A 16,873-nucleotide genomic window follows, 5' to 3' on the forward strand; every position below is an offset into this window, starting at 1 on the left:
GGCACATGGCGGATGAACAAATGGCCGACGAGTGGGAGCAGGTCGTGTCCCCGGCGCCCGCGACGGAGCTGCCGGGCCCGCCCGCGCGCCCGCTGGACGCCGTCGACCGCGACATCCTGCGGATACTCCAAACGGACGGCCGCGCCTCGATCCGCTCCGTGGCCGAACGGGTGCACGTCTCCCGGGCCAACGCCTACGCGCGGATCAACCGGCTCATCGACGACGGGGTCATCCGGGGCTTCAGCGCCCGCGTGAACCACGAGCGGGCGGGCCACGGCGCCTCCGCCTACATCACGCTCAAGATCGTCCAGAACTCCTGGCGGACCGTGCGGGAACAGCTCCAGGCGCTGCCGGGGGCCGCGCACATCGCACTGGTCAGCGGCGATTTCGACGTGCTGCTCCTGGTGCACACCCCGGACAACCGGACCCTGCGCGAGCTGGTGCTCACCAAGCTCCAGTCGATCCCGGAGGTGCTCTCGACCCGGACCCTGCTGGTCTTCGAGGAGACGGACCTCGACCCGGACCACTGAGGACCTGGGTCGCGGAGGACTTCGGTCGCGGAGGATCCGGACCACCGAGGGCCCGGACCGGTGAGGACCCGGGCCGGTGAGGACCCGGACCGGTGAGGACCCGGACCCCCGGGCCCCGAGCCGCCGAAGACCCGAGCCACCGAGAACCCGGGCCGCCGGGGCACGGGGACGGGCCCGGCCCGCCGGGGACGTCAGCCCGCCGTCCGCAGCCCGTCGAAGGCCAGGTGGACGACGGTCCCGGCTATCCGCTGCCGCTCCGCCGCCGTGTCCGGGTGCGGCCGGTACCACTCCACCAGCGAGTTGATCATGCCGAAGAGCAGCCGGGTCGCGAGCCGGATGTCCACGTCGGCCCGCAGGTCGCCCTCGGCGACCGCCGCCTTCAGGAGGTCGGCCACCCGGTGGTCGAACTCGCGGCGCCGCTCCATCGCCCACCGCTCGGTGGCCGTGTTGCCGCGCACCCGGAGGAGGAGCGTCACGTACGGCAGCTCCTCGATCAGCACCTCGACCGTGCGGCGCGTGACGTACTCGACCCGCTCGACGGCCCGGCCCTGCCCGGCGCCCGGCTCGTCGAGGACCGCGAACAGGCCGTCGAGCGCCCGGCTGACCGCCCGCCGGAGCAGCTCCTCCTTGCCGGACACGTGGTGGTAGATCGACGACTTGGAGATGCCCGCCGCCTTCGACAGGTGCTCCATGGAGGTGCCGTCGTAGCCGCGCTCGTTGAAGACCCGCACCGCGACCGAGAGCAGCGTCTCGGGGGTGTACGTGTCGCGCTTCGCCGTGGTCATCGGGAGTCACGTCCTTCCTCGGCGTATCCCCGGCGGGCGGTGCCCGGGCTCGGCGCGTACCGCCCCGTCGGGTAGCGCTCGTGCAGCGACGTCAGCAGCGCCCGTACGCGCGCGTGGCCCACCTTTCCGGCCCACTCCAGCGGCCCCAGCGGATAGTTCACGCCGAGCCGCATCGCCGTGTCGACGTCCTCGGCGGTGGCGACACCCCGGTCGACCGCGTCGGCCGCGAGATCGGCCAGCATCGCGACCGTGCGGGCGACGATCATGCCGGGCACGTCGCCGATGACGGAGACCTGCTTGCCGAGGGCCTGGAAGAGGCCGACGGCCTCGGCGACGGACTCGGGCGACACGTGCTCGCCGGCCGACAGCACGATCCGGGTCGCGCGCGCGTAGTCCAGCGCGAGGTCGAAGTAGATGATCTCCGCGTCGGGGTACTCGAAGGAGGTCTCGCCGTCGGCCAGGCCGAGCAGGGCGCCGCCGGGGAGCTGGATGTGCCCGCTGCCGCCCCTGCGCCGGACCTTGATCCCCGCCTCCTCGAAGAGCCCCACCAGCGGCTCGGCGGGCTCCAGGTCGCCCCGGACGACGATCTTCTCCGGCGCCTTCGCCGGCGGGGCCGTGTGCGGCTCGGGCCGCTCGGCGCCCTCCGCGTACGAGAACCAGCCGTGGCCCGCCTTGCGGCCGAGGCGCCCCGACTCGACGAGCCGGCGCTGCGCGAGCGACGGGGTGAACTTGGGGTCCTGGTGGAAGGAGTCCCAGACGGAGCGGGTGACGGCCTCGTTCACGTCCTGGCCGATCAGGTCGGTCAGCTCGAACGGGCCCATGCGGAAGCCGCCGCTCTCGCGCAGGGCCGCGTCGATGGTGGCCGGGTCGGCGCCGCCCTCCTCGTGGACGCGCAGGGCCTCGGCGTAGAAGGGGCGCGCGACCCGGTTCACGATGAAGCCGGGGGTGTCCGCGCAGCGCACCGGCGTCTTGCCCCAGCCCTTCACCGTCCCGTACGCGCGCGTGGCGGTGTCCGGATCGGTGGCGAAGCCGCTGACGACCTCGACGAGCGGGAGCAGCGGCGCCGGGTTGAAGAAGTGCAGTCCGACGAACCGGCCGGGCAGCCGCAGGCCCCCGGCGATGGCGGTGACGGAGAGCGACGAGGTGTTGGTGGCGAGGACGGTGTCGTCGCCGACGACCTCCTCCAGGTCGGCGAAGAGCCGCCGCTTGACCGCCAGGTCCTCGACGATCGCCTCGACGACGAGGGCCGCGTCCGCGAGCTCGGCGAGCTCCCCGGCCGCGTGCAGCCGTCCGACGGCCGCCTCGCGCGCGCCCGCGTCCAGGCGGCCCTTCTCCACGAGCCGGTCGAGGCGGGCGGCGAGGGCGGCGACGGCCTCCCCGGCCCGGCCGGGGGCGCTGTCGTAGAGGCGCACGGGGTGGCCGGCGACCAGCGCGACCTGGGCGATGCCCTGCCCCATGGTCCCGGTGCCGACGACGGCGACGACGCGGTCCCGGGCGACGGGCTCCGCGGCGGCACGAGCCGTCTCCGCGGCACTGCCCGGGCCCGTCCCCCCGTCCCCGGTCCGGTCCGTCTCCACGGCTTCAACGCGTTCCTGCTCCACGGCGGCGGCCTCGTTGGCGGTCACGTCGTCGCTCCCCCTGACGGTCACGTCGGCACTCATGGGAGTGATCCTCCCCGATGGGTTTTCCACAGGATCGTCGGACCCCCTTGTCCCGACCGATCGTTCGGTTACTCTAACTCCGTACGTGTCTCCCTGCCCAGCTCGACGAGGAGTTGGTCCATCCATGGCCACCGCCCAGCCGACCACCGACCGTCTGGCCGAGAAGCACCGGTCCACGCTCGACCAGGCGCTCGACACCATCCGCACCCGCGCCTACTGGTCGCCGCACCCCGAGCACCCGAAGGCCTACGGGGCGGACGGCTCGCTCGACGCGGCGGCCGGCCTCGCCGCGTACCAGTCCCTGCTGAACGGCCGCTTCGAGCTGGACCAGCCCGGCACGGACGGCTGGACCGGCGGCGAGGTCTCGCCGTACGGCCCGGAGCTCGGCGTCGAGTACCCGCACGCGGACGTCGACGTCCTGCTGCCCGCCATGCGCGAGGGAACGGCCGCCTGGCGCGACGCCGGGCCCGAGACGCGCGCCCTGGTCTGCCTGGAGATCCTCGCCCGGATCTCCGCCCGCACCCACGAGTTCGCCCACGCCGTCATGCACACCAGCGGCCAGGCGTTCATGATGGCGTTCCAGGCCGGCGGCCCGCACGCCCAGGACCGGGGCCTGGAGGCCGTGGCGTACGCGTACGCGGAGCAGACCCGCACCCCCGCCGGGCGGGCCGGCTGGTCCAAGCCCCAGGGCAAGCGCGACCCCCTGGAGCTGAGCAAGGAGTTCACCCCGGTCGGCCGCGGTGTCGCCCTGGTGATCGGCTGCAACACCTTCCCCACCTGGAACGGCTACCCGGGCCTGTTCGCCTCCCTCGCCACCGGCAACCCGGTCCTGGTCAAGCCCCACCCGCGCGCGGTCCTGCCGCTCGCGCTCACCGTCCGGACCGCCCGCGAGGTCCTCGCCGAGACGGGCTTCGACCCCAACCTGGTGGCGCTCGCCGTCGAACGTCCCGGCGAGGGCATCGCCAAGACCCTGGCCGTGCGCCCCGAGGTCCGGATCATCGACTACACCGGCTCGACCGCCTTCGGCGACTGGCTGGAGGCCAACGCCCGCCAGGCCCAGGTCTACACCGAGAAGGCCGGGGTCAACACGGTCGTGGTGGACTCCACCGACGACTACCGGGGCATGCTGGGCAACCTGGCCTTCTCGCTGTCCCTCTACAGCGGCCAGATGTGCACCACCCCGCAGAACCTGCTGATCCCCCGCGACGGCATCGCCACCGACCAGGGCCCCAAGTCGTACGACGAGGTCGTGGCCGACCTCGCGGCGGCGGTCGACGGCCTGCTCGGCGACGACGCCCGGGCCAACGGCCTGCTGGGCGCCCTGGTGAACCCGGACGTGAAGGCGCGCCTGGAGGCCGCCGCCGAGCTCGGCGAGGTGGCGCTGGCCTCCCGCGAGGTGGTCCATCCGGAGTTCCCCGACGCCGTGGTCCGCACCCCGGTGATCGTGAAGCTGGACGGCGCCAAGCCGGAGGCCCGGGACGCGTACTCCTCGGAGTGCTTCGGCCCGGTCTCCTTCGCCGTCGCGGTGGACTCCACCGCCGACGCCCTGGAGCTGCTGCGGCGCACGGTCCGAGAGAAGGGCGCGATGACGGTCGGCGCGTACACGACCTCGGAGGAGGTCGAGCGCGCGGTGGAGGAGGTCTGCCTGGAGGAGTCGGCCCAGCTGTCGCTGAACCTGACGGGCGGGGTGTACGTGAACCAGACGGCCGCGTTCTCCGACTTCCACGGCTCCGGCGGGAACCCGGCGGCGAACGCCGCCCTGTGCGACGGCGCCTTCGTCTCCAACCGCTTCCGGGTGGTGGAGGTCCGCCGCCAGGCCTGACCTCCCGCGTGCGGCGGGGCCGACCGGGCCCCGCCGGACGAGGCCCTAAGGGGCCTCGATCTCCGCGTACCGCTGGATCCACGCGTGCATGGCGATGGCGGCGGCGGCCCCCGCGTTGATCGACCGGGTGGAGCCGAACTGGGCGATCGAGCAGACCGTCTCCACGTGGGCGCGGGCCTCCTCGGTGAGCCCGGGGCCCTCCTGCCCGAAGAGCAGCACGCAGCGGCGGGGGAGCACGGTCCGTTCGAGGGGCACGGCGCCGGGCAGGTTGTCGATGCCGATGACGGGCAGGCCCTCGGTCGCCGCCCACGAGGTCAGCGACGCGGTGTCCGGGTGGTGACGGACGTGCTGGTAGCGGTCGGTGACCATGGCGCCGCGCCGGTTCCAGCGCCGCCGGCCCACGATGTGGACCTCCTTGGCCAGGAAGGCGTTGGCGGTCCGCACCACCGAGCCGATGTTGAAGTCGTGGCCCCAGTTCTCCACCGCCACGTGGAAGTCGTGGCGCCGGGTGTCCAGGTCGGCGACGACCGCCTCGCGCGTCCAGTACCGGTAGCGGTCGACGACGTTGCGCCGGTCGCCGCCGGCGAGCAGCTCGGGGTCGTACCGCTCGCCCTCGGGCCACGGCTCCGGGTGCGGCCCGACGCCGACCTCGGTGCCGAACCCCTCGTCGTACTGGGCGGGCTCCGGCTCGGGCCCGGCGGTCCCCTGCCCGGTTCCGGGCGTCTCTTCGGTGGTGCTCACCCGACGAGGGTACGGGGGGCGCCCTCGTCGTCCGCACGGCGTTCCCCGTCCGCACGGCGCTGCTCGGGCAGCGCCCCCTCCGGCGCCCGCCGCAGCAGCCGACCCCCGGTCCGGGACGCCCGTGTGCCCAGGGCCACCAGGAAGGCCGTCGGCAGGAACACCGCGTCGGCGGAGATCATCGCCATCGAGAAGACCGGCAGGCCGAGGAGCAGGGCGATCCCGGCGTGCTCCAGCATCATCGCGACGAGGAGGACGTTCTTGACCTTGCGGTTGAAGAGCGTGAAGGGGAAGGCGACCTGCACGATCACCGTGCCGTAGGTCAGCACCATCACCATGATCCCGCCGGCGGCGAGCAGCTCGGAGAGGGCGGGCCAGGGCGTGAAGTAGTCCAGGTGGAGCGGGTAGAACAGCGCGGTGCCGTCCTGCCAGCGCGAGCCCTGGATCTTGTACCAGCCGGCCGTGGCGTAGATCAGGCAGACCTCCGCCATGAGCACCAGCAGGGTGGCGTTGTGCGCGAGGTTGGCCAGGGCGTCGAGCAGGGTGCGGGGCTCCCCCGGGGCGTACCGGCGGACCAGCCACCACAGCGCGTTCCCCAGCCAGAGCACCCACAGCAGCAGCAGCGTCCACCACTCGCCGCTGACGTCGGAGAACCAGGTGGCGGCCACGAGGAAGCCGCCGAGCACGGTCCACAGCAGCGGGCCGGTGAGATCGCGGCGCGGGGGCTCCCCGGCGCGGGCGGCGCGGGCCTGGCGGGCCGTCCGCCGGGCGTCGAGGGACCAGACCTGGGAGCAGCGGGTCAGGACGAGGTAGATCGCGGCCAGGTGGAGGACGTTGTCGCCGCCGTCGCCCACGAAGACGGCGCGGTTCTGCAGCGAAAGGACCCCGACCATGAAGACCACGGAGACGGCCCGGGTGCGCCAGCCCACCAGGAGGAGGGCGGTGGAGAGCACCGCGAGTCCGTAGACGATCTCGAACCAGATCCGGCCGTCCGACCACATGAGCACGGTGAAGGCCCGGTTGTCGGCGATCAGCCGCTCGGCCATCCCCCACGACCAGGGGCTCTCGGAGCCGTAGAGCTGGTGGCGGTGCGGCAGCTCGCGCAGCAGGAAGAGCAGCCAGGTCAGCGAGAAGCCGATCCGCACGATCGCGCTCTGGTACGGACCAAGGGAGCGGCCGGTGACGGCCTGGACGGCGCGGGCGAGCCGGCGGTCGAAGGGCTCGCGGGCACGCGCACGCGTGGGCACGGACGTCGGCGTCGGGACCGGGGTGCTCATCGGGCCTCCTCCGTGCGGTGCGGGGCCGCGTCCGCGGGCTTCCGGTCGGCACCGGCGCCGGCGGACCGGTCGGCGTCGGTGATCCGCCACCACGGGAGGTCGCGGTAGGTGGGGGAGGACTTCGGCTTCTCGTTGCTCCACCGCGGCGCGGGGACCGGCCGGTTGACGGCGCGGAGCTGGACGCGCCGCACGTCGGAGCCGGCGAGGGCGGGCAGGGCGTCGAGCCGCTGCACCGCGATCCGGCGCATGTACTGCTCCGAGAGGCGACCGCGCAGCCCGTTGGCGCGGTGGTCGTCGGAGTGCGTGTTGAAGTAGAAGTCCACGGCCCTGCGGAGCTGGTTCTGCTGGGCGTGGCTCGGCATCGGGTTGTGGCGGATGGCCTCGATGTCCTGGGCCGTGAGGTCGATCCAGCCGGTGGTCCGGCGGGTGCCGTCGGCGGCGGCGACCTCGGCGCGGGCCTCGACGGAGACGTTCTGCTGGAGCGGGTTGGGCGCGAAGAGCTTCCAGTTCTGCTCGAACTCGGGGTAGATCCAGTCGTCGACGGCCCGGCCGTTCTGCTTGGTCAGCGTGTTGGACGGCGCCACGTGCAGGAAGACCATCCCCAGGTGGACGCAGGCGAAGACGCCGACGACGGCGAGCGCGACGGCGACGACGACCTGGTACGGCAGGGACAGGGCCATGATCCCGCCGCCCGTCCCGCCCGTACTCCCCGGCCCGTCCGTCCCCCCCGTACGGCCTGCCCCGGAGGCCTGCGGGGACGCGGGGTCCAGGGGCGCGGGCGGCGGTTCCTCCGGGGGCGTCCGCCGGTCGTCCCCCACCTCGACCGCGTCCTTTTCGACGTGCGCGTCCATCCCGCCCCGATCCCGATCGGCCCACCTCGGTTATCCACAGGGTTGACACCATACGGGCCGCCGTCTCACCATTGAAGCCAATGAACCGAACGATCGGTCGGTAGGGGATCTGATGACCGCAGTGACGGCAGGAACGGCAGGGACCGCGGGCACGGCGAGCGGCGCGGGCACGACCGGCGCGGCGGACGCGGCTGCGGTGGAGGCGGCCGCCCACGAGGCCGTGTTCGACGCCGCCGTCGCCGCCGACGAGCGCATCGAGCCGCGCGACTGGATGCCCGAGGCCTACCGCGCCTCGCTCGTCCGGCAGATCGCGCAGCACGCCCACTCCGAGATCATCGGCATGCAGCCCGAGGCGAACTGGATCACCCGCGCGCCCTCGCTGCGCCGCAAGGCGATCCTGATGGCCAAGGTGCAGGACGAGGCCGGCCACGGCCTCTACCTCTACAGCGCCGCGGAGACCCTCGGCACCAGCCGGGACGAGCTGCTCGACAAGCTCCACTCCGGCCGCCAGAAGTACTCCTCGATCTTCAACTACCCCACGCTGACCTGGGCCGACGTCGGCGCGATCGGCTGGCTGGTGGACGGCGCCGCGATCACCAACCAGGTCCCCCTGTGCCGCTGCTCCTACGGCCCGTACGCCCGCGCGATGGTCCGGGTCTGCAAGGAGGAGTCCTTCCACCAGCGGCAGGGGTACGAGGCGCTGCTCGCCCTGTCCAACGGCACCGAGGCCCAGCACGCCATGGCCCAGGACGCGGTGAACCGCTGGTGGTGGCCCTCGCTGATGATGTTCGGCCCGCCGGACGACGAGTCGACCCACACCGCCCAGGCGATGGCCTGGAAGATCAAGCGCCACTCCAACGACGAGCTGCGGCAGCGCTTCGTCGACATCGCCGCGCCGCAGGCCGACGCGCTCGGCCTCACCCTCCCCGACCCCGACCTGCGGTGGAACGAGGAGCGCGGGCACTACGACTTCGGGCCGATCGACTGGACCGAGTTCTGGGACGTCCTCAAGGGGAACGGCCCCTGCAACGACCAGCGGCTGAGCAGGCGGCGCCAGGCCCACGAGGACGGCGCCTGGGTCAGGGAAGCCGCGGCGGCCCACGCGCGGAAGCACACCGGAGAGAACGGGGAGGCACAGGCATGACGAGCGACGGTTGGCCGCTGTGGGAGGTGTTCGTGCGTTCGCGCCGCGGACTGTCCCACACCCACGCGGGCAGTCTCCACGCGCCCGACGCGGAGATGGCCCTGCGCAACGCCCGCGACCTGTACACCCGCAGGAGCGAGGGCGTCTCGATCTGGGTCGTGCCCTCCGCGGCGATCACCGCCTCCTCGCCCGACGAGAAGGACCCCTTCTTCGACCCGGCGGCGGACAAGCCCTACCGCCACCCGACGTTCTACGAGATCCCGGAGGGGGTGAAGCACCTGTGAGCACCCCCGACATCCGTAAGGGCGCCGGAGCCCGCGAGGCCGCCGCCGCCGTGCCCGTCGGCGCGGCCCTCGCCCTCGGCGACGACGCCCTGGTCCTCTCCCACCGCCTGGGGGAGTTGGCCGGCTCCGCCCCCGTCCTGGAGGAGGAGGTCGCCCTGGCCAACATCGCGCTCGACCTGCTCGGCCAGGCCCGCGTCCTGCTCTCCCTCGTCGGCGACGAGGACGAACTGGCCTACCTCCGGGAGGAACGCTCCTTCCGGAACGCCCAGCTCGTCGAGCAGCCGAACGGCGACTTCGCCCACACCATCGCCCGACAGCTCTACTTCTCCACCTACCAGCACCTGCTGTACGGGCGGCTGGCCTCCGGCGACGGGCCCTTCGCCGGACTCGCGGCGAAGGCCGTCAAGGAGGTCGCCTACCACCGGGACCACGCCGAGCACTGGACGCTGCGCCTCGGCGACGGCACCCCCGAGAGCCACGAGCGGATGAACCGGGCCTGCGAGGCCCTGTGGCGGTACACCGGCGAGCTGTTCCAGCCGGTCGAGGGGCTCGACGTGGACCACGCGGCCCTGGAGAGCGCCTGGCTGGAGTCGGTGACGGACGTCCTCGGCAGGGCCACGCTCGACGTGCCCTCCGGGCCGCGCACCGGCGCCTGGAGCGCGGGCGCGGGCCGGCAGGGCCTGCACACCGAGTCCTTCGGGCGGATGCTGGCCGAGATGCAGCACCTGCACCGCAGCCACCCGGGGGCGTCGTGGTGACCATGACGGCCCTGGAGGAGGAGCTGAGCCGGGTCGCCGGCTCCGTCCCCGACCCGGAGCTGCCCGTCCTCACCCTGGAGGAGCTGGGCGTGATGCGGGGCGTCCACGTCACCGGCCCCGGCCGGGTCGAGGTCACCCTCACCCCGACGTACACGGGCTGCCCGGCGATCGAGGCCATGTCCTCGGACATCGAGCGCGCGCTCCACGACCACGGGGTCCCGGAGGTCTCCGTCGTCACAGTGCTCACCCCCGCCTGGTCCACCGACGACATCAGCGAGGAGGGGCGGCGCAAGCTCACCGAGTTCGGCATCGCCCCGCCACGCCCGCAGGGCCCGGCCGGCGGCCCGGTGCCGCTGACGCTGGCGATCCGCTGCCCGCACTGCGGCTCCACCGACACCGAGCTCCTGAGCCGCTTCTCCTCCACCGCGTGCAAGGCCCTGCGCCGCTGCACCGCCTGCCGCGAACCGTTCGACCACTTCAAGGAGCTGTAGATGGTGTCCTCAGGCGCGGGACGGGCCGGGTTCCATCCGCTCGTGGTCAGCGAGGTCGAGCGGCTCACGGACGACTCCGTGGCCGTCACCTTCGCGGTCCCGCCCGAGCTCCACGAGACGTACCGGCACCTGCCCGGCCAGCACCTCGCGCTCCGGCGCACCGACGAGCGGGGTGGGGAGGTCCGGCGCACGTACTCGATCTGCGCCCCCGCCGCCCCGGCCGGGGAGCCGCCCGTCCTGCGCGTCGGCATCCGGCTCGTGGACGGCGGCGCGTTCTCGACGTACGCGCTCAAGGAACTGGCCGTGGGCGACCTCGTCGAGGTCATGGAGCCGACGGGCCGCTTCACGCTCGCCCCGCGTCCCGGTCGCTTCGCGGCCGTGGTCGGCGGCAGCGGCATCACCCCGGTGCTCTCGATGGCGGCCACCCTGCTCGCCCGCGAACCGGAGGCCCGGTTCTGCCTGGTCCGGAGCGACCGCACCGCCTCTTCCACGATGTTCCTGGACGAGGTGGCCGACCTCAAGGACCGCTACCCCGGCCGCTTCCAGCTCGTCACCGTGCTCTCCCGGGAGGAGCAGCAGGCGGGGCTTCCGTCGGGCCGGCTCGACCGCGAGCGGCTCGCCTCACTGCTTCCCGCGCTGCTGCCGGTCGGCGACGTCGACGGCTGGTTCCTGTGCGGCCCGTTCGGGCTCGTGCAGGGTGCCGAGCGGGCGCTGCGCGACCTGGGCGTCGACCGCAGCCGTGTCCACCAGGAGATCTTCCACGTCGACGACGGCTCCGCGCCCGCGGTGGCCCCGGCGGCCGACGCCCCCGTGCACGCCACCCTGACCGCGACCCTGCACGGCCGGTCGGGCACCTGGCCGGTGGAGCGGGGCGAGACCCTCCTGGACACCGTGCTCCGCGCCCGCGCGGACGCCCCGTACGCCTGCAAGGGCGGGGTGTGCGGCACCTGCCGGGCCTTCGTGGTCGGCGGAGAGGTGCGGATGGACCGCAACTTCGCCCTGGAGCCGGACGAGACGGAGGCCGGTTACGTCCTGGCCTGCCAGTCCCGCCCCACCACCGCCGACGTGGAGCTGGACTTCGACCGCTGACGGGGCCGGGCCGGAGGGAGCGGAAGCACGGCGCGGGGGCCGGGAGGGGTCAGAGGACGAACGCCTGGGCGCCGCTCTCCGTCACCATCGGGCGCCCGGCGCCGTCCCAGGCGATCATGCCGCCGTCGATGTTCACCGCGTCGAAGCCCTGCTGGACCAGGTACTGCGTGACCTGCGCCGACCGGCCGCCCACCCGGCACATCACATAGGCCCGGCCGTGCTCGGCCAGGGACTCCGTGACCTCGCCGAAGCGGGCCACGAAGTCGCTCATCGGCACGTGCACCGCGCCCTCGACGTGACCGGCCGCCCACTCGTTCTCCTCCCTGACGTCCAGCACCAGGGCATCGGACGGCACGGAAGCCGCGTCCACCGAGGGCAGCGGGGAGAAATTCATGGGACCGGCCTTCTCTCGTCAGAACCGCCCGAAGGAGCTCGGGCGCACGGAAAAACCTACTGCACCAGACCGGACAGCTCGGTCTCCCGCTCGGAGACCTGCGCGAGGAGCTGCTCCGCGATCTCTTCCAGGAGTCGGTCCGGGTCGTCCGGCGCCATCCGCAGCATCGCGCCGATCGCGCTCTCCTCCAGCTCGCGCGCCAGCGCCGACAGCATGTCCTTGCGCTCCGCCAGCCACTCCAGGCGCGCGTACAGCTCCTCGCTCTCGCTGAGCCGCTCCTCGGCCGGCGCCGGACCGGCCTCCCACTCGGCGGACAGCTCGCGCAGCAGCCCCTCGTCGCCGCGGGCGTAGGCGGCGTTCACCCGGGTGATGAACTCCTCGCGCCGCTTCCGCTCGCCCTCCTCGCGGGCCAGGTCGGGGTGGGCCCTGCGGGCCAGCTCGCGGTAGAGCCTGCGGGCCTCCTCACCGGGCCGGACCCGCTTCGGCGGCTGGACCGGCCGCTCGGTGAGCATGGCCGCCGCCTCGGGAGAGAGGCCGTCGGTGTCGATCCAGTCGTGGAACAGCTCCTCCACCCCGGGCATCGGCATGACGGCCGCCCGGGCCTCCTGGGCCCGCCGCAGGTCCTCGGGGTCGCCGGTGCGCGCCGCCCGGGCCTCGGCGATCAGCGCCTCCAGCTCGTCGAGCCGCGCGTACATCGGGCCGAGCTTCTGGTGGTGCAGCCGGGAGAAGTTCTCCACCTCGACCCGGAAGGTCTCCACGGCGATCTCGAACTCGATCAGCGCCTGCTCGGCCACCCGCACGGCACGTTCGAGCCGCGCCTCGGGCCGCTCGTCGTCCCCGGCTTCCGCTCCCTGCTCCAGACCCTGGTCCACGTCGCTGTCCTCGCTCCGGCTCGTCACCCTCCCAGCGTAAGGGGCCGGAGGGCCGGCCCCATGCGGGAGTCAGACGCCGAGTTCGGCCGCCACGCGCCCGGAACGGACGGCGGAGAGCAGGTCTGCGTGGTCGGCCGTGGTGCGGTCCGCGTACGTGACGGAGAAGGCGGCGACGGCCTCGTCCAGCTCCTCGTTCTTGCCGCAGTAGCCGGCTATCAGGCGCGGGTCGGCGCTGTGGGCGTGGGCGCGGGCGAGCAGGGCGCCGGTCATCCGCCCGTAGTCGTCGACCTGGTCGGCGCTGAGCGCGGCGGGATCGACGCTGCCCTTGCGGTTGCGGAACTGGCGCACCTGGAACGAGCGCCCCTCGATCGTGGTCCAGCCGAGCAGGATGTCGCTGACGACCTGCATCCGCTTCTGCCCGAGCACCACGCGCCGCCCCTCGTGGCCCGTGTCCCGCACCGGGAAGCCGGCGGCCGGAAGGTGGGGGAGCAGGGCCGAGGGCCTGGCCTCCTTGACCTGGAGCACCAGCGGCTCGCCCCGGTGGTCGAGGAGCAGGACGACGTAGGAACGGGTGCCGACGCTGCCGGTGCCGACCACCCGGAAGGCCACGTCGTGGACGGCGTACCGCGCGAGGAGCGGCAGCCGGTCCTCGGACACGGTCTCCAGGTAGGGCCCGAGGGAGGCGGCCACCAGGGCCGCCTCGGCGTCCGGGACCCTCCGCAGCACCGGAGGGGCGTCGACGAACCTGCGGCCGCCGCCCCCGGCGTCCGCCACGACCTCGGTCGACCGGGCGGCGAACCGGGCGCTGGTGTTGTTGCGGGCCTTGGTGGAGACCTTCTCCAGGATGCCGAGGAGGTCGTGGGCGTCGGCGTGGGAGACGAGTTCCTCGTCGGCGATCGCGTTCCAGGCGTCGGCGGCGGGGAGCCGGGCGAGCAGGCGCATGGTGCGCCGGTAGGCGCCGACGGCGTCGAAGGCGGCGGCCCGGCAGACCTCCTCGCTCGCGCCGACCTCCCGCCCGGCGAGCACGAGGGAGGTGGCGAGCCGCTTGAGGTCCCACTCCCAGGGGCCGACGACGGTCTCGTCGAAGTCGTTGAGGTCCATGACGAGCCGGCCGCGCGCGTCCCCGTAGAGGCCGAAGTTGGCGGCGTGCGCGTCGCCGCATATCTGCGCGGCGATCCCGGTGACGGGGGTCCCGACGAGGTCCTGGGCCATCAGCCCGGCGGACCCCCGCAGGAAGGCGAACGGGCTCGCCGCCATCCTGCCGACCCGTATCGGCGTGAGCCCGGGGACCCGGCCGAAGTTCGACTCCTCGACGGCGCGGACGGCGTCCGGGCGGTCGGCGACGGGGTCCTGCCGGGCGTGCGAGGAGCGGGGGACCCGCTCGCGCAGCGCCTTGCCCCGCTCCTTGAGGGAGGAGCCGGTCCCCACGGCCGCCCGGCGCGCGAATCCGGGCACGTGCGGGACGCGCTCCACGTCCGGCGCCACCCCGCCCGTACCGCGCTGCTCCGGCACGACAGCCGTGATCACGTCCATGGGACGCCTCCCCCGATGCGATGTTCGTCCTCGTTCGGCCCCGACGGTACCCCCGCCGCCGATCGGCCGTCTCCCCCTGTGGACGAGCACCTGTGGACAACTCCCCGCCGTGAGGGCCGGGTGGCCCTCAGACCGCGACGGCCTCCTCCATCTCCTCCTCGGCCTCGGCCTTCTCCTCCTTGGCGGACCCGGCGGAGGCCCCGTCCACGGCGTCGCCCTCGGTCCCGGCGCCGGGCGCTCCCGCGGCCTGCTTCGCGCGCCGCCCCTCCGCGACGCCCGCGACGGTGACGAGGGCGGCGCCGGCGAGGAGCCAGAGGGCCAGGACGAGGACGTTCCCGCCGAGGGCGTGGCCGTCGAAGTACACGTGGGCGCGCACGCCCTCGACGAAGCCCGCGCCGTTCCAGAAGGCGTGCAGGGCGCCGAAGAAGCCGGGCTGGAGCTCGGGCCGGTAGATGCCTCCGGAACTCGTGAAGTTGAGCATGACGAAGAGGACCATCACGCCGAGCGTGGTCCAGCGGCGCAGGAAGGTGTGCAGGCCGACGCCGACCAGCAGGATGCCCGCCGCGTACAGCCAGGACATCGCCCACACCCCGCCGAGCCCCCGGTCGACCAGGTGGAAGACCGGCCCGGCGAAAAGGGTGCCGATCAGGCTGACGACGAACGACATGCCGGCGGCGAGGAGCACCCTGATCCGCATGGGCAGGACGGCTCCGGCGCCGCCGATGACGGCGACCGAGGCGTACGCGCCGATGCTGAGGGCGACCAGGAGGAAGAACACGCCCTGGCCGGTGGGGTCGCCGGAGGCGGTGGGAGCGACGTCGGTGACCTCCAGCGGTGCGCCCTGCGCGGCGGCGACCTCGGTGAACACCTTCTCGACGGCCATGGCGCTGGTGTCGGAGGAGCCCGAGGCGACGAGGAGTTCGGGCTTCTCGCCCGGCACGTAGGCGCCGAAGCTGTGCTGCTCGCGCAGCGCGGTGACGGCCGTCTCCCGGTCGGCGACGGTACGGACGTCGAGGGCGCCCGCCCCCTTGTCCTGGAGGGACTGGGCGAGGACCTGGGTCGTGGGGCCCGAGCCGACGACGTCGACGCGCAGGTCGTGGGGTTCGGGGGCGTGGAAGGCGCCGAGGTAGGCGAGCCCCATGCCGACGCACATCAGCAGGGGGGTGAGCAGATGCCCGAGGACGTGCTTCAACGCTCCCCTGGTGTTCGGTCCTGCGGACACCGAGACCTCCATGGTTGGCTTTTACAACTAAAGAACCGTTGTACTATACAACTGAAAGGCCGTGAAGGGCGAACAGTGCCCGCACGACGACGAGGGAGCCCCCATGACCGGCGGTGCGGAGCCATCCCGTGAGGCGTCCCTGGACGTCATCCAGCGCGAGCTGACGGCCTTCGCCCGCCGGGCCCGTGCCGCGGCGGCCCGGGTCCACCCCGAGCTCCCGCTCGTCTCGTACACGCTCCTCGCCCACATCGAGGAGCGGCACGGCTGCCGCGCCACCGATCTCGCGGCCCACTACCTGCTGGACAAGTCGACGGTCAGCCGCCAGCTCGCGGGCCTGGAGAAGCTCGGCTTCGTGGAGCGCCGCCCGGCCCCGGACGACCACCGCGTGCAGGTCCTGCACGCCACGGAGGCGGGCACGAAGGTCCTCGCCTCGGCCCGGACGAACCGCCAGGCGGCCTACCAGGAGCGCCTCAAGGACTGGTCCGCCGAGGACCTGGCCCACTTCGCCACGTACCTCCTGCGCTACAACGACGCCGGCGCGAGCGGCCCCCCGGACCACCCCGCGAGCCGACCCGACCTCCCGGACCACCTCACACGCTGACCCGGTCTCCCGCGCCCCAGGCCCCGCGCCGTCCCGGAACCGGTTCCACTCCGGCCGCAACCCCGGCCCCGGCCACAGCCACAGCCCAGGTTCCAGACCCGGCCCAGCCCAGCCCTGCCCGGCCCCGTCGCGCCCCCTACAGCCCCGCGTCCCGCGCGAGCAGCGCCGCCTGGACCCGGTTCTCGCAGTCCAGCTTGGCCAGGATCCGGCTCACGTACGTCTTCACCGTGCCCTCGCTCATGTGCAGCCGCTTCCCCGCGTCCGCGTTGGAGAGCCCCTCTCCGAGCAGCGCCAGAACGTCCCGCTCCTTCTCGCTCAGCGCCGCCACCCGCCCCCGTGCCTCCTCGGCGCGGGCCGCCTCCCGGCCCTTGGCGAGCCGCTCCACCACGTGCCGGGTCGCCGCGGGCGACAGGTACGCGTCCCCCGCCGCGGCGGCCCGCACCGCCCCGATCAGCTCCGCGGGCGCCGTGTCCTTCAGCAGGAACCCGGCACCCCCGTGCTCCAGCGCCCGCAGGACGTTCTCCCGCTCGCCGAAGGTCGTCAGGATGATGACCCGGGCCGCCGGCGCCGCCCGTCGCAGCTCCGGCAGCGCCGAGAGCCCGTCGAGGACCGGCATCTGGATGTCGAGCAGCACCACGTCGGCGGCGTGCGCCCGCGCCGCCTCGATCGCCGCCCGCCCGTCGGCCGCCTCACCGACGACCTGGATCCCCGGGTCCGAGATGAGGATCATCCGGATTCCGGCCCTGATCAGCGGCTCGTCGTCAGCGATCACGACCCTGATGGGCTGCCCTGCCACAGCTTCTCCCCCACGGCTCCGGTAC

18 protein-coding genes are annotated in these 16,873 nt (G+C 73.5%); 8 read left to right on the forward strand and 10 right to left on the reverse strand.

From position 1 onward, the window contains the following. Nucleotides 1-20 precede the first annotated feature (20 nt). The gene (locus ACIQKA_RS16635; RefSeq protein ID WP_383151708.1) at nucleotides 21-530 is read left to right on the forward strand and encodes an Lrp/AsnC family transcriptional regulator; all 510 of its coding nucleotides are present in this window, start codon (nucleotides 21-23) and stop codon (nucleotides 528-530) included. 191 nt (nucleotides 531-721) lie between these two features. Here ACIQKA_RS16635 and ACIQKA_RS16640 read toward each other — a convergent pair whose 3' ends face one another. Beyond that, nucleotides 722-1,315, reverse strand: coding sequence for a TetR/AcrR family transcriptional regulator (locus ACIQKA_RS16640; RefSeq protein WP_062753828.1), 594 nt, complete (start codon nucleotides 1,313-1,315; stop codon nucleotides 722-724). Then, nucleotides 1,312-2,976 carry a 3-hydroxyacyl-CoA dehydrogenase gene (locus ACIQKA_RS16645; protein ID WP_383429774.1) on the reverse strand — a complete coding sequence of 555 codons (1,665 nt, stop codon included), beginning with the start codon at nucleotides 2,974-2,976 and terminating at the stop codon, nucleotides 1,312-1,314. The genes ACIQKA_RS16640 and ACIQKA_RS16645 overlap by 4 nt, the downstream gene beginning before the upstream one ends. Nucleotides 2,977-3,100: 124 nt before the next feature. On the opposite strand from ACIQKA_RS16645, the gene paaN reads away from it, so the two are divergent. After that, nucleotides 3,101-4,798 (forward strand): phenylacetic acid degradation protein PaaN, encoded by a 1,698-nt coding sequence (paaN, locus tag ACIQKA_RS16650; protein ID WP_383429777.1) that lies wholly within the window; start codon nucleotides 3,101-3,103, stop codon nucleotides 4,796-4,798. A gap of 45 nt (nucleotides 4,799-4,843) precedes the next feature. On the opposite strand, the gene ACIQKA_RS16655 is transcribed toward paaN, so the two are convergent. The 3 genes from ACIQKA_RS16655 to ACIQKA_RS16665 are packed head-to-tail and all read right to left on the reverse strand — an operon-like array spanning nucleotide 4,844 to nucleotide 7,664. Then, nucleotides 4,844-5,539 (reverse strand): TrmH family RNA methyltransferase, encoded by a 696-nt coding sequence (locus tag ACIQKA_RS16655; protein WP_402541366.1) that lies wholly within the window; start codon nucleotides 5,537-5,539, stop codon nucleotides 4,844-4,846. Continuing rightward, nucleotides 5,536-6,813: an HTTM domain-containing protein gene (locus ACIQKA_RS16660; RefSeq protein ID WP_402541368.1), complete on the reverse strand. Its 1,278-nt coding sequence runs from the start codon at nucleotides 6,811-6,813 to the stop codon at nucleotides 5,536-5,538. Before ACIQKA_RS16660 ends, ACIQKA_RS16655 begins: the two co-directional genes overlap by 4 nt. Beyond that, the gene (locus ACIQKA_RS16665; protein ID WP_383429785.1) at nucleotides 6,810-7,664 is read right to left on the reverse strand and encodes a DUF5819 family protein; all 855 of its coding nucleotides are present in this window, start codon (nucleotides 7,662-7,664) and stop codon (nucleotides 6,810-6,812) included. Before ACIQKA_RS16665 ends, ACIQKA_RS16660 begins: the two co-directional genes overlap by 4 nt. A 112-nt stretch (nucleotides 7,665-7,776) precedes the next feature. Here ACIQKA_RS16665 and paaA point away from each other — a divergent pair, with 112 nt between their 5' ends. From paaA to ACIQKA_RS16690, 5 genes are read left to right on the forward strand one after another with little or no spacing between them, the layout of a single operon-like run. Continuing rightward, complete coding sequence (gene paaA, locus ACIQKA_RS16670; RefSeq protein WP_383151657.1) at nucleotides 7,777-8,808, forward strand: 1,2-phenylacetyl-CoA epoxidase subunit PaaA; 1,032 nt, start codon at nucleotides 7,777-7,779, stop codon at nucleotides 8,806-8,808. Beyond that, nucleotides 8,805-9,092, forward strand: a complete 288-nt coding sequence (gene paaB / locus ACIQKA_RS16675; RefSeq protein WP_030206642.1) for a 1,2-phenylacetyl-CoA epoxidase subunit PaaB — start codon at nucleotides 8,805-8,807, stop codon at nucleotides 9,090-9,092. The genes paaA and paaB overlap by 4 nt, the downstream gene beginning before the upstream one ends. Further along, complete coding sequence (gene paaC, locus ACIQKA_RS16680) at nucleotides 9,089-9,850, forward strand: 1,2-phenylacetyl-CoA epoxidase subunit PaaC (protein ID WP_402541369.1); 762 nt, start codon at nucleotides 9,089-9,091, stop codon at nucleotides 9,848-9,850. Before paaB ends, paaC begins: the two co-directional genes overlap by 4 nt. After that, on the forward strand, nucleotides 9,844-10,341 hold the full coding sequence (paaD, locus tag ACIQKA_RS16685; RefSeq protein WP_351971073.1) for a 1,2-phenylacetyl-CoA epoxidase subunit PaaD: 498 nt from the start codon (nucleotides 9,844-9,846) through the stop codon (nucleotides 10,339-10,341). The genes paaC and paaD overlap by 7 nt, the downstream gene beginning before the upstream one ends. After that, nucleotides 10,342-11,430 carry a 2Fe-2S iron-sulfur cluster-binding protein gene (locus ACIQKA_RS16690; protein ID WP_402541370.1) on the forward strand — a complete coding sequence of 363 codons (1,089 nt, stop codon included), beginning with the start codon at nucleotides 10,342-10,344 and terminating at the stop codon, nucleotides 11,428-11,430. Nucleotides 11,431-11,479: 49 nt separating this feature from the next. On the opposite strand, the gene ACIQKA_RS16695 is transcribed toward ACIQKA_RS16690, so the two are convergent. From ACIQKA_RS16695 to ACIQKA_RS16710, 4 genes are all read right to left on the reverse strand, one after another. Then, on the reverse strand, nucleotides 11,480-11,824 hold the full coding sequence (locus ACIQKA_RS16695) for a rhodanese-like domain-containing protein (RefSeq protein WP_402541372.1): 345 nt from the start codon (nucleotides 11,822-11,824) through the stop codon (nucleotides 11,480-11,482). Nucleotides 11,825-11,880: 56 nt separating this feature from the next. Next, nucleotides 11,881-12,696: a hypothetical protein gene (locus ACIQKA_RS16700; protein WP_383151710.1), complete on the reverse strand. Its 816-nt coding sequence runs from the start codon at nucleotides 12,694-12,696 to the stop codon at nucleotides 11,881-11,883. A 69-nt stretch (nucleotides 12,697-12,765) separates the two neighbouring features. Further along, nucleotides 12,766-14,229 carry a DUF2252 domain-containing protein gene (locus ACIQKA_RS16705; protein ID WP_402541373.1) on the reverse strand — a complete coding sequence of 488 codons (1,464 nt, stop codon included), beginning with the start codon at nucleotides 14,227-14,229 and terminating at the stop codon, nucleotides 12,766-12,768. Nucleotides 14,230-14,356: 127 nt separating this feature from the next. Next, complete coding sequence (locus ACIQKA_RS16710; RefSeq protein WP_383151663.1) at nucleotides 14,357-15,463, reverse strand: hypothetical protein; 1,107 nt, start codon at nucleotides 15,461-15,463, stop codon at nucleotides 14,357-14,359. A gap of 91 nt (nucleotides 15,464-15,554) precedes the next feature. Between ACIQKA_RS16710 and ACIQKA_RS16715 the strand changes: the two genes are divergently transcribed. Further along, entirely contained in the window at nucleotides 15,555-16,052 is a 498-nt protein-coding gene (locus ACIQKA_RS16715) for a MarR family winged helix-turn-helix transcriptional regulator (RefSeq protein WP_402541375.1), read from the forward strand. Between the two features lie 136 nt (nucleotides 16,053-16,188). Here ACIQKA_RS16715 and ACIQKA_RS16720 read toward each other — a convergent pair whose 3' ends face one another. Beyond that, the gene (locus ACIQKA_RS16720; RefSeq protein WP_366373247.1) at nucleotides 16,189-16,848 is read right to left on the reverse strand and encodes a response regulator transcription factor; all 660 of its coding nucleotides are present in this window, start codon (nucleotides 16,846-16,848) and stop codon (nucleotides 16,189-16,191) included. Nucleotides 16,849-16,873 lie beyond the last annotated feature (25 nt).

It is taken from the genome of Streptomyces sp. NPDC092045 (assembly GCF_044756005.1).
GTDB lineage: Bacteria > Actinomycetota > Actinomycetes > Streptomycetales > Streptomycetaceae > Streptomyces.